Raw genomic sequence first — 11,687 nt, 5'->3', positions numbered from 1 at the left:
CGCGTTCCGTGGGTCACGGACGCGGCGCCCGCCGGATGTCGACGTCGGCCGGGGTGGCGGCACCCAGCACCTGCGCGAGGCTCGCGCGGAGCAGCTCGGCCGCCTCGGCTGCGCCCTCGAATGCCCGGCTGAACTCAGGCTCGTCGCCGTCGCGCATCCATCCGAGCCCGACCAGTGCCTCCTGCGCCTCGCGCGTCAGGTCGGTCAGGCCCTCGAACTCCGTGTCGCCGATGCACTCGAGCGCGAGCACGCCCTCGAGCCGCCGCGCCTGCAGGAAGACGTCGGGCACCCGAGCCGGGGAAGCCGCCCGCGCGCCCCCCCGACGCCACGATCGCGGAGACCGCTCGGCGGCATACGTGCTCGATGCCTGTGACGGCACGTGGACGGTGAAGGTCAGCCAGTCGTCGTCGACGAGCACGGCGAGGTCGGCGGCGACGCGGGACGTCCACGACTCCCACGTCTCCTCGAGGGGACCGTCGCTCATGCGGGGCTGCCCTCGTGCGACACCACCGCCGTCTCCATCAGGGTGCGGAGGTGGTCGGGGATGGGGGTCGGGCGGCGGGTGGCGGCGTCGATCTCGACGTGCACCCAGCGACCGAGCGCCTTGATCGCGGGGTCGGGCGACACGCTGCGCTCCGGGTCGACGAAGAGGCCGAGCTCGTAGGTGACGCTGCTGCGTCCCAGCCGGGCGACGCGGACGCCCACGACGAGCGGCGCCGGGAACGCCACCTCCGCGTAGAAGGCGCACGACGACTCGGCGACGACGCCCTGGGTCGCGTCGGTCATCGGGTCGACCGTCACGTGTTCGGCCTGCCACCCGTTGATCGCCGAGTCGAACAGCTCGTAGTAGACGGCGTTGTTGAGGTGGCCGTACATGTCGTTGTCGCTCCACCGGGTCGTGACGGGACGGTGGACCGGGAAGTCGGCGAGCGTCAGCTCGCGGGGATCGGGCGTGCCGGGCATGCGCCCATCCTGCCCGACCCTGTGGACGACGCCCGGGGGTGTCGGCGGGCGAACGTACAGTGCTCGGGTGGTGTGGAGCGTGGGTCGGGCGACGTGGGTGGGTGATGTCACCGACCCCGACATCGCCCAGCAGGTCGGCACGCGCACCTTCGAGCGCGGGCAGGCGTATGCCGCCGAGCGCCGGGTGCGCTCGCTCGCCACCCGCCCCGACGGGCTCATGCTGCTCGGCACCATCGAGGGCAGCGGCCACGAGACCTACCAGACCTTCATCGAGGCCCGACCGCACCCGAAGGGGCGCTCGCACCTCTGGAGCGGCACGTGCAGCTGCCCGGTCCGCAGCGACTGCAAGCACGTCGTGGCGCTCATGCTCACGGCGCGCGACGTCGCTCGGGGCAAGGTCGTCGAGCCGCGGCCGCCGGCCGAGGGCGAGGGCGCCGTCGAGCCGGCTGCAGCCGAGCCAGCGCCGCTCGTCGTGCCGCCGCACTGGTCCGACGTGTTCGGTCACGTCCGGCCGCGGGCCGTCGAGCCGTCCCCGGTCGCCGAGCGGCCAGAGCCGCGGGGCGACCTCATGCCGGCCGGCCTCTTCGTCGACACCGTCTACCGCGACCAGCGGGGGCGGAGAGGGGTCCCCGAGCTCAGCTACGGCCTCCGACCGACCCGCTGGACCCGCGCTGGCACGTGGCACCGCACCCTCTCGTGGCACGACGCGTTGCCCCAGTGGCGCGTCGGCATCCGCTTCCTGCCCGAGCACGAGCGCATCATGGGGCGCCTGCACGACGTCGCCCGGCACGGCTCGGGCGGCACGACGTACTTCTCCGCGACGCCGCCGCTCTCTCTCGACGCGAGCCCCGAGGTCTGGCCGCTGCTGCGCGAGGCCCGCGCGGCCGGCATCGAGGTGCTGCCCGGCGAGGGCGTCACCGGCCCGGTCCGCGTCGCCGACGACGCGGCCACGCTCGTGCTCCTCGTCAAGCGGGCGCCCGACGGCAGCGGTGACCTCGACCTCGACGTCGACATCGAGGGGATGCCGGCCGGGGCCAGCGGCGAGCGGCTCTACCTCGGTGACCCGGTGCACGCCGTCGCCGTCGAGGGTGACGACGACTCCCTGACCTTCGTGCCCCTCGACCAGGACCTCGACCTCGGTCCCGACGCCCTCGCCTCCGCGCTCGCCGGCCTGCGGGTGCCGGCCGACGAGCGGGGCCGCTTCCTGCGCTCGGTCGTCCCGGGCCTGCGCCAGCGGCTGCGAGTGCGCTCCGAGGTTCCCCTGCCGGCGCCCGAGCTGCCCGAGGACGTCCAGCCCGAGGTCGTCACCGTCCACGTCCGGGTCGTCAGCGACGTCCCCGGCGAGCTGCGCCTCGACCTGAGCCACGCCTACGACGGCACGCCGCGGCCCTTCACGACGGCGCGCTTCGGCACCGTGGGAGGCCGTGACCGGGACGCCGAGGCCGCCGCGGTGCAGGCTGCGACGTCGCTCCGCTCGGTCCCCGGTGCGCTGCGCGCCGACCTCGGCGGTCACGCCTACCTCGTGCCGCGCGTCGTCCTCACCGGCATGCCGGCCGCGCGGTTCGTCGTCGACACGCTGCCCCTGCTCGAGTCCGACGAGCACGTCACCGTCGAGGTCGACGGCGACGTCCCGGCCTACGAGGAGGTCACGTCGGCTCCTGTCGTCCGGCTGGGCACGGGCGAGCGGCGTGAGCAGGCTGAGGCCGAGCCCGGCGACTGGTTCGACCTGCGGGTCTCCGTCGAGGTCGACGGCGAGGACGTGCCCTTCGAGCCGCTCTTCGGCGCGCTCGCGCGTGGCGACGAGATCATGCTCCTCGAGTCCGGCGCGTTCTTCCGGCTCGACCGGCCCGAGCTGCACCGGCTGCGCGACCTCATCGAGGAGGCCCGCGACATCGCCGACCCCGAGACGGGCGGACTCCGCCTCAGCGCGCACCACGCCGACCTCTGGGACGACCTCGTGGCCCTCGGCGTCGTCGACGAGCAGAGCGCGCGCTGGGCGGCCAACGTCGAGGCGCTCGGTTCCCTCGAGTCCGGGCCGCTCGCCCAGGTGCCACCCGACCTGCGGGCGACCCTGCGTCCCTACCAGCTCGACGGCTACCGCTGGCTCGCGCGCCTCTGGGACGCCCGCATCGGCGGCATCCTCGCCGACGACATGGGGCTCGGCAAGACGCTCCAGGTCATCGCGGCCCTCGTGCGCGCGCACGACCGCGGCGAGCTCGGCGACGCCGGTCCGGAAGCGCGTGGGCCGGTCCTCGTCGTGGCCCCGACGAGCGTCGTCGGCACGTGGATGGGCGAGCTCGAGACGTTTGCGCCGCACCTCGCGGCGGTCGCCGTCACGGCCACCGAGCGCAAGCGCGGGGTCACCCTCGCCGACACCGTCGCCGGCGCCGAGGTCGTCATCACGTCGTATGCCGTCCTGCGCCTCGACGACGCCGCCTTCCACGGCGTGCGGTGGGGTGGGGTCGTGCTCGACGAGGCCCAGTTCGTCAAGAACCGCCAGGCCAAGACCCACGTCGCGGTCCGTCGGCTCGGGGCGCCCTTCACCGTCGCCGTCACCGGCACGCCGCTCGAGAACTCCCTCATGGATCTCTGGTCGCTGCTCTCCCTGACGGCCCCCGGGCTCTACCCGCGTCCCGACGTCTTCACGAAGAGCTATCGCAAGCCCATCGAGTCCGGCGAGCGCCCGGAGCTGCTCGACCTGCTCCGCCGCCGCATCCGGCCCCTCATGCTGCGCCGCACCAAGGAGCAGGTGGCGATCGACCTGCCACCCAAGCAGATCCAGGTCATGGCCCTCGACCCGCACCCGGTCCACCGGCACATCTACGACCAGCACCTCCAGCGCGAGCGGCAGCGCGTCCTCGGTCTGCTCGACGACCCCGAGTCCAACCGCGTCGCGATCCTCGCCGCGCTGACCCGACTGCGCCAGCTCGCCCTCGACCCGGTCCTCGTCGACGAGGTCCACGCCGGCAAGGCCACCGCGGCCAAGATCGAGTTCCTCGTCGACCAGCTGCGCGAGCTCGCCGCCGAGGGCCACCGCGCCCTCGTCTTCAGCCAGTTCACCGGCTTCCTGCGCCGTGTCGAGACCGCGCTGACACGCGCGGGGCTCGCGACGGCCTACCTCGACGGATCGACGACCGACCGCCAGGCGGTCGTCCGGGGCTTCCGCGAGGGCGATGCCGTCGCGTTCCTCATCAGTCTCAAGGCCGGCGGGTTCGGGCTGACGCTGACCGAGGCCGACTACGTCTACGTCCTCGACCCGTGGTGGAACCCCGCAGCCGAGGCGCAGGCCATCGACCGTGCCCACCGCATCGGGCAGAGCCGTCCCGTCACCGTCTACCGCCTGGTGTCGGCCGGCACCATCGAGGAGAAGGTCGTCGCCCTCCAGGAGCGCAAGCGCGACCTCTTCCAGCGGGTCGTCGACGAGGGCGGCTCGCTCTCCGGCGCCATCACGGCCGACGAGGTGCGTGACCTGCTCGGACTCCCATGAGTGGGGTGGCGCCACAGTCGTCGTCAGGGTGGACAATCGGGCGGTGACCGACAACACGATGCTCGACGAGCTGGCCGACCAGGAGGCGCGGCTCGTCTTCGACCGCTTCGATGACGACACGGCTTGGGCGCTGGGCGTCGCGCTGCGTGACGCGGCGCGGGCCGCGCGGGCCCCGGTCGCGATCTCGATCCGCCGCAACGGGCAGCGCCTCTTCCACGCCGCACTGCCAGGGGCGACGGCCGACAACGACGGCTGGCTCGAGCGCAAGAGCGCCGTCGTCGACCGCTACGGGCACTCGTCCCTCTACGTCGGCGAGGAGTTCCGTGCCGCGGGCAAGACGTTCGAGGACAGCTCACGCCTCGACCCGGGATCGTATGCCGCCCACGGTGGCGCCTTCCCGGTCATCGTCCGTGACGTCGGCTGCGTCGGCACCATCGCTGTCTCGGGCCTGCCTCAGCGGGAGGACCACCGGCTCGTCGTCGAGACCCTCGAGGCGTTCCTCGACCATCCCTGAGCCACAACGGTTTGACCTCAACTCAGGTTGAAGTCGGAGGGTGGCTCAAGTGGGTACGTCACCCGCAACCCGTGCTCACGGACACCCTGTCGACGCCGTTCCGGTGCGGCATAGAGTGGTCGGAGCCGGATGGTCTCCAGAAAGGAACGACAAGTGGCTTACACGCTTCCCGAGCTCGACTACGACTACGCCGCCCTCGAGCCCCACATCAGCGCTCGCATCATGGAGCTGCACCACAGCAAGCACCACAAGGCCTACGTCGACGGCGCCAACGCTGCCGTCGCCAAGCTGGAGGAGCTGCGCGAGTCGGGTGACTACGCCTCCGTCAACGGTGTGGAGAAGAACCTCGCCTTCCACCTCGGTGGTCACACCAACCACTCCGTGTTCTGGAAGAACATGAGCCCCGACGGTGGTGGCCAGCCCGAGGGTGAGGTCGCCGCGGCGATCACCGAGTACTTCGGCGGGTTCGAGAAGTTCCAGGCGCACTTCAACGCCAACGCCAATGCGATCCAGGGCTCCGGCTGGTCGATCCTCGCGTGGGACACGATCGCCGAGCGGCCGCACATCATGCAGCTGTTCGACCAGCAGGGCAACATCCCGGTGGGTCAGATCCCGCTGCTCCAGCTCGACATGTGGGAGCACGCGTTCTACCTGCAGTACGAGAACGTCAAGGCCGACTACGTCAAGGCCTGGTGGAACCTCGTCAACTGGGAGGACGTTTCCGCTCGCCTCGAGCGCGCCAAGGCCACCAAGGGACTCATCATCCCCGGCTGAGCGACACCGACACGACGAAGGGCGGGCACCGAGAGGTGCCCGCCCTTGCGCGTACCCGGTCGCCGCCGGCGGTCAGGCCGATGGGGTCGGGCGGGCGAGGCGGTCGACGACACCGAGGAGCAGCACCTCGCGCAGGGCCGGCGGCAGTGCGTCGAGCAAGGCGTTGACCGCAGCCATCCGATCGGGCAGCACGAGCCCGCCGTCGCCCCCGGCCAACCCGGCCGCGGCGAGGAGCCCGGTGAACGTCGCCTCGTCGAGGGTGGTCGGGTCGAGGGCCGACGCCATCGCGACGAGCTCGCCCGATGCTCTGGCCGGCCCGGAGACGCGGGCCGCCGCCGTGGCGTCGGCGAGGTCCGTCGCGATGAGGTCCGACGACGCGGCCGTCGCCGCGCTGAACGTGAGGTGCAGCGTGGCCGGCAGGTCGCGGAAACGCATCTGCGGCTGGACGTACCACCCACGGTCGAGCATCTCGTCGCTGATCGTGAAGACGTCGCACGAGTCGTCGGTGACGAGGGAGAGGAGCGTGGAGTCCGGGGGTGCCGCCACCGACAGCCCGGGTATGCCGTCCACCGCGGCCGCCAGATCGAGCGTGGCGGTGCGCGCGTCCCGGGCGAGCGACGTGTAGCGCTCGGCGCCGATGTGGTGCACGACGGCCCAGGCCGCGGCCACCGGACCGCCGGACTTCGTCGACTGCGCCGTCGTGTTGAGCATCGTGTAGCCCGGCCACCGGGCCGACGCGAAGAGATGCGTCCGGCGCAGGTCGGCCGAGGCGTGCAGCAGCACCGACACGCCCTTGGGGGTGTAGGCGTACTTGTGCAGGTCGAGCGACAGGCTCGTCACGCCCGGGGCAGCGAACGTCCACGGCGGCTGGGCCGGCTCGGTGTCGCGCAGGTGGGGCAGCACCCAGCCGCCGATGCAGGCATCGACGTGGCACCGCACCCCGGCGGCCGCGGCCGCGGCGGCGATCGGCCCGACGGGGTCGATGACGCCATGGGCGTAGGACGGCGCCGACGCGACGACGAGGACGGTCCGCTCGTCGATGGCGGCGGCCATGGCCTCGGGGTCGGCGCGCTTCGTCACGGGATCGACGTCGACGAGGACCGGCTCGACCCGCAGCCAGTGGGCGGCCTTGTGGAAGGCCGCGTGCGCCGTCGTCGGGAGGACCATCCGGGGAGCCGTGATCTCGGGCCGCGCGTCACGGGCGGCCAGGACAGCCAGCAGGATCGACTCGGTGCCACCCGACGTGACGACCCCCGCGAATCCCGATGGGGCATCGACGAGCCGCCCCGCGATGCCGACGAGGTCGTTCTCCATCCGGAGCAGGGACGGGAAGGCCGTCGGGTCGAGACCGTTCGTCGACGCGAACGCCGCGAGGGCCTCTCGACCGATGGCGTCGGCCGATGCCAGACCGGAGTCGTAGACGTAGGCGAGGGTGCGCCCGCCATGCGTCGGCAGGTCCCGGGCGCGCATCGCCGTCAGCGCCTCACGGATCTCGTCGTGGTCCATCGTCATGGTGCGTCCTTTCGGGTCGACGGGAAGGCGCGCAGCGAGAGGAACGAGAGCGCGACGAGGGCGGCAGGCACGAGCGAGAAGCCGATGCCGATCGCGGTCAGGGCCGAGTCCGACTGTGGCACGGTCGATCCCGTCGAGGACACGTAGCCTCCGAGAGCCAGCACGGCGGCATACGTGGCCGGTCCGAGTGCGAGGCCCAGCGTCTCTCCGGCGGTCCACACGCCCGTGTAGAGGCCGACGCGCGTGCGCGCCTCGTGCGTGCCGCTCGCGACGTCGGCGAGCATCGCGAGCGGGAACATCTGCGCCCCTGCATACCCGACGCCGACGACGGCAACGCAGGCGTAGACGACACCCTCGGGAAGAGAACGCACGAGCACGAGGGCGAGCGCGCCTCCGCCGAGGAGGAGGGACGCGACGAGGTAGCCGACCTTCTTGTCGCGGGCCGTGCCGAAGCGCTGCCACAGCGGGGTCACGACGAGCGCGGGGGCGACGAAGCAGACGAAGAGCAACGTCGCCGAGAGCGGGGTCCCGATGACCCAGCGGGAGACGTAGTCGACCCCTGCGAGCATCGCACCGGTCGCGAGAGCCTGGAGCACGAAGGTCGTCAGCAGCAGGCGGAACGGCCGGTCGGAGCGGATGATCCGCAGCTGGTCGCCGAACGTGGCACTCGTCGCGACGCCGGCCCGGACCGGCGCCGACCGGGTGCCGCGCCATGCACCGTAGGCCCCGAGGGCGATGAGGGCGGCGACGAAGAAGCCGACGACGCGGTAGCCCCAGACGGGCCCGAACGCGTCCCGGATGGCCGGCGACGCGCCGCCGCTGACGAGGATCGCGAGGGCGAGTATCGCGACCCGCCACGTCATGAGCCGGGTGCGCTCGTCGTAGTCGTCGGTGATCTCGGCCGGCATCGCGACGTAGGGCACCTGGAAGAAGCTGTAGGCCGTCGCGCACGCGAGGTAGGCCACGGCCACCCAGCCGGCGGCGAGCCACTGCGGCGCGGTCGGCCCGAGGAAGAGGAGCGCGAAGGCCGTAGCGAGGAGCAGCCCCGCGCGGATGAGGAAGGGGCGCCGCCGTCCGTCGGGGTGCGTCGACCGGTCGCTGATGCGGCCCGCGATCGGGTTGAGCACGACGTCCCAGGCCTTGGGCGCGAAGACGATGACGCCGGCTGCCGCGGCCGGGACACCGAGCCGGTCGGTGAGGTAGGGCAGCAGGAGCAGTCCCGGCACCGTGCCGAAGGACCCTGTGGCGACCGAACCGAGGCCGTAGCCCCGGCGCACGGCCGCGGGAAGAGTCGTGCCGGGGGCGGGCGGCGTCGCCGAGGTCATGGAGGCACCCTAGTGAGCGCGGGGCGTCAGCGGTCGCGGTCGGCCGCGCCGGACGCGGTCACCGTGAACGACACCGGGGCTGTGAAGCCAGCCGCCTCGAAGGCGGCCGCGATGGCGTCGGCCACCGCCTCCGCATCGCCCGCCCGGACGATCGCGATGCACGAGCCGCCGAAGCCGCCTCCGGTCATCCGCGCGCCCAGGGCGCCGTGCGAGCGAGCGGTCGCCGTCGCGACGTCGAGCTCCTCGCAGGAGACCTCGTAGTCGTCGCGCAGCGAGGCGTGCGAGAGGTCGAAGAGCCGGCCGACCTCGTCGAGGTCACCCGCCTCGAGGGCCGTCACTGCGAGCGTCACGCGCTCGATCTCGGTGACGACGTGGCGGACGCGGCGCTGCACCTCGTCGGAGCCGAGCTGCCCGAGCGCGGCGTCGAGCCCGGCGGGCTCGATCTCGCGGAGCGTCTCCACGCCGAGGTCGCGGGCGGCAGCCTCGCACGCGTCTCGTCGGGCGGCGTACTGGCCGTCGACGAGGGCGTGCTCGGCCCTGGTGTCCGTGACGAGCAGGACGTAGCCCGAGGCGTCGAGGTCGAAGGGGACCTGCCGCGTCTCACCCGACCGGCAGTCGAGCAGCAGGGCCGCGGCGTCGTCGCAGAGCAGCGAGGCCGACTGGTCCATGCCGCCCGTCGGCGCGCCGGCGATGACGTTCTCGGCCTCGACGCAGCGTGCGGCGAGCCGGGACCGTCCCTCGCGCGAGGCGAGCAGACCGAGATCAAAGAGGTCGCTCGCGGCGGCGGCCACGGCGCACTCGAGGGCGGCCGAGCTCGACAGGCCGGCACCGAACGGCACGGTGGAGTCGACGACGACGTCGAGCCCGTCGACGGGCAGGCCGTCGCGGCGCAGCGCCCAGAGGACGCCCGCGACGTAGGAGCCCCAGCCGCCGGGCTGCTCCGGGGAGATGTCGTCGAGGGCGACCTCGACGACGCCGTCCTGCTGGGCCGATGCCATCCTGAGGACGCCGTCGTCGCGTCGGGACACGGCGGCATACGTCCGCTGCGGCAACGCGATCGGCAGGCACAGCCCACCGTTGTAGTCGGTGTGCTCGCCGATGAGGTTGACCCGGCCCGGCGCCGACCACACGCCCGCCGGGGCGCTGCCGAAGGTGCGCGCGAAGGCGTCCGAGACCGACTCGACGACCTCGTCGGCGGTGCGGTCGCTCACGGGGCGACCTCGCGCAGGCGCGCAGCCGCCTTCTCGGGGGCGACGTCGTTGACCCAGCCGCCGACGCCGGACTCGGACCCGGCCAGGAACTTCAGGCGGCCCGGGCCACGCAGCACCGACATGAGCTGCAGGTGCAACCGCGAGACGTCACGCCCGGTCTTGGCCGGGGCCTGCTGCCAAGCCGCGATGTAGGGCAGTTTGACAGGTGCCCCGTCCGCGTCGACGTAGTAGCGGTCGAGGCGCCCGAGCAGGTCGCGGTAGACGACGGCCAGCTCGTCGCGCTCGTCGTCGTCGAGGGCGGCGAGGTCGGGCACGTCGCGGTGCGGCGCGAGGTGCACCTCGACGGGCCAGCGTGCCGCGAAGGGGACGTATGCCGTCCAGTGCGTCCCCGACACGACGACCCTCGAGCCGTCGGCCTGCTCGGCGGCGAGGATGTCGGCGCCGAGGAGCCGACCGGTGCGCCCGTGATGACGCCGCGCAGCCTCGAGCACGGCCTTGGTGCGGTCGGGCAGGTACGGGTAGGCGTAGATCTGGCCGTGCGGGTGCGGGAGCGTCACGCCGATCTCGCGGCCGCGGTTCTCGAAGGCGAAGACGTGCTCGACCTCGGGCAGGGCACCGAGCGCCTCGGTGCGCTGGGCCCACGTGTCGATGACGGTGCGCACGCGCTCGACGGGGAGGTCCGTGAACGACGACTCGTGGTTGCTCGTGAAGCACACGACCTCGCATCGCCCGACGGCCGGGCGCGTGCCGAAGATCCCCGTCGGGTCGGGGACGTCGGCACCGACGGAGGTGACGGCATACGACGGGAAGCGGTTCTCGAAGACGACGACCTGGTAGTCGCGCTCCGGGATCTCCGACGGCACCGACCCGTGGCCGGCCGGGCAGAGCGGGCACTCGTCCTTGGGCGGCATGAAGGTGCGGTGCTGGCGGTGCGCGGCGACGGCGACCCAGTCGTCGACGAGCGCGTCGTGGCGCAGCTCGCCCGACTGCACGCGGGGCTCGACGGGGCGCGGGTCCTCGGCCGTGCGTTCGGGCGTGCCCGGCTCGTCCACGTAGATGATCTCGCGCCCGTCGGCGAGGTGTCTCGTCGTGAAACGGCCGGCCGTCCGGCTCTCGGTGGGCATCATGCCTCCACGATCTCGAGGGAGCCGACGCTCTCGCGGGCGGCCTCGCGGGCCCGTTCGGGGAAGGCGTCGTCGGTGACGAACAGGTCGACGTCGGCGAGGTCGGCGAAGGTGCTGAGGCCCACCGTGCCCCACTTCGAGGAGTCGGCGAGGAGACAGACGTGGCGCGCCGACGCGACGAGCGCGCGGTTCGTCTCGGACTCGACGAGGTTGGGCGTCGTGAGGCCCGTGCGGCCGTCGACGCCGTGCGCGCCGAGGAAGAGCAGATCGACGTGCAGCGAGCGCAGGGCCGAGACGGCGACCGGGCCGACGAGCGCGTCGGACGGGGTGCGCACGCCGCCGGTCAGCACGACCGTCTGGCCGGGTGCGCCCGACTCGTGGAGCAGCTGCGCGACGGGGACCGAGTTGGTGACGACGGTCAGCTGCGGGATGTCCTTGACGGCGCGGGCCAGCTCGTAGGTCGTCGTCCCCGCGGAGATGCCGATGGCGCTGCCCGCCTCGACCCGCTGCGCGGCGGCCCGGGCGATGGCCTGCTTCTGGGCGAGCTGGAGCAGCGACTTGGCCGAGAAGCCGGGCTCCTCGCTGCTCCGGGTGCCGCCGAGGGCCAGGGCGCCGCCGTGCACGCGCTCCAGCAGCCCGTCGGTCGAGAGTCGCTCGATGTCGCGGCGGATCGTCATGTCGGAGACGCCGAGCCGCTCGACGAGGTCCGACACCTTGACGGCCCCGGACTCCTCGACGAGCTCGAGGATGACGGAGCGCCGCTGGCTGGCGAGCATC

Annotated in this window: 10 protein-coding genes; 3 read left to right on the top strand and 7 right to left on the bottom strand. The window is 72.9% G+C overall.

The window, feature by feature from the left end:
- Nucleotides 1–13: 13 nt before the first annotated feature.
- Both NR112_RS14630 and NR112_RS14625 read right to left on the bottom strand, forming a co-directional pair.
- Nucleotides 14–484: a hypothetical protein gene (locus NR112_RS14630; RefSeq protein ID WP_256795039.1), complete on the bottom strand. Its 471-nt coding sequence runs from the start codon at nucleotides 482–484 to the stop codon at nucleotides 14–16.
- Nucleotides 481–963: a thioesterase family protein gene (locus NR112_RS14625; protein ID WP_256795038.1), complete on the bottom strand. Its 483-nt coding sequence runs from the start codon at nucleotides 961–963 to the stop codon at nucleotides 481–483. The genes NR112_RS14630 and NR112_RS14625 overlap by 4 nt, the downstream gene beginning before the upstream one ends.
- Before the next feature lie 67 nt (nucleotides 964–1,030).
- Here NR112_RS14625 and NR112_RS14620 point away from each other — a divergent pair, with 67 nt between their 5' ends.
- From NR112_RS14620 to NR112_RS14610, 3 genes are all read left to right on the top strand, one after another.
- Nucleotides 1,031–4,450: a DEAD/DEAH box helicase gene (locus NR112_RS14620; protein ID WP_256795037.1), complete on the top strand. Its 3,420-nt coding sequence runs from the start codon at nucleotides 1,031–1,033 to the stop codon at nucleotides 4,448–4,450.
- Nucleotides 4,451–4,493: 43 nt separating this feature from the next.
- Entirely contained in the window at nucleotides 4,494–4,964 is a 471-nt protein-coding gene (locus tag NR112_RS14615) for a heme-degrading domain-containing protein (RefSeq protein WP_256795036.1), read from the top strand.
- 153 nt (nucleotides 4,965–5,117) lie between these two features.
- Nucleotides 5,118–5,738, top strand: a complete 621-nt coding sequence (locus NR112_RS14610) for a superoxide dismutase (RefSeq protein WP_256795035.1) — start codon at nucleotides 5,118–5,120, stop codon at nucleotides 5,736–5,738.
- Nucleotides 5,739–5,810: 72 nt separating this feature from the next.
- Here NR112_RS14610 and NR112_RS14605 read toward each other — a convergent pair whose 3' ends face one another.
- From NR112_RS14605 to NR112_RS14585, 5 genes are read right to left on the bottom strand one after another with little or no spacing between them, the layout of a single operon-like run.
- Nucleotides 5,811–7,250, bottom strand: coding sequence for an aminotransferase class V-fold PLP-dependent enzyme (locus tag NR112_RS14605; protein ID WP_256795034.1), 1,440 nt, complete (start codon nucleotides 7,248–7,250; stop codon nucleotides 5,811–5,813).
- Entirely contained in the window at nucleotides 7,247–8,575 is a 1,329-nt protein-coding gene (locus NR112_RS14600) for an MFS transporter (RefSeq protein ID WP_256795033.1), read from the bottom strand. Before NR112_RS14600 ends, NR112_RS14605 begins: the two co-directional genes overlap by 4 nt.
- A gap of 26 nt (nucleotides 8,576–8,601) precedes the next feature.
- On the bottom strand, nucleotides 8,602–9,786 hold the full coding sequence (gene galK / locus NR112_RS14595; protein WP_256795032.1) for a galactokinase: 1,185 nt from the start codon (nucleotides 9,784–9,786) through the stop codon (nucleotides 8,602–8,604).
- Nucleotides 9,783–10,910 (bottom strand): galactose-1-phosphate uridylyltransferase, encoded by a 1,128-nt coding sequence (gene galT / locus NR112_RS14590; protein WP_256795076.1) that lies wholly within the window; start codon nucleotides 10,908–10,910, stop codon nucleotides 9,783–9,785. Before galT ends, galK begins: the two co-directional genes overlap by 4 nt.
- Entirely contained in the window at nucleotides 10,910–11,686 is a 777-nt protein-coding gene (locus tag NR112_RS14585; protein ID WP_256795031.1) for a DeoR/GlpR family DNA-binding transcription regulator, read from the bottom strand. Before NR112_RS14585 ends, galT begins: the two co-directional genes overlap by 1 nt.
- Nucleotide 11,687: the final 1 nt, after the last annotated feature.

This window comes from Terrabacter sp. Ter38, assembly GCF_024519435.1.
Taxonomy (GTDB): Bacteria; Actinomycetota; Actinomycetes; order Actinomycetales; family Dermatophilaceae; genus Terrabacter.
Note: the sequence above shows the minus strand (reverse complement) of the source record. Positions and strands in the feature narration are given on the sequence as shown.

Bases quoted from the DNA above. Each gene is read 5' to 3' on its own strand.
- NR112_RS14630 (WP_256795039.1), bottom strand. From the start codon at position 484: ATGAGCGACGGTCCCCTCGAGGAGACGTGGGAGTCGTGGACGTCCCGC.
- NR112_RS14625 (WP_256795038.1), bottom strand. From the start codon at position 963: ATGCCCGGCACGCCCGATCCCCGCGAGCTGACGCTCGCCGACTTCCCG.
- NR112_RS14605 (WP_256795034.1), bottom strand. From the start codon at position 7,250: ATGACGATGGACCACGACGAGATCCGTGAGGCGCTGACGGCGATGCGC.
- NR112_RS14600 (WP_256795033.1), bottom strand. From the start codon at position 8,575: ATGACCTCGGCGACGCCGCCCGCCCCCGGCACGACTCTTCCCGCGGCC.
- galT (WP_256795076.1), bottom strand. From the start codon at position 10,910: ATGCCCACCGAGAGCCGGACGGCCGGCCGTTTCACGACGAGACACCTC.
- NR112_RS14585 (WP_256795031.1), bottom strand. From the start codon at position 11,686: ATGCTCGCCAGCCAGCGGCGCTCCGTCATCCTCGAGCTCGTCGAGGAG.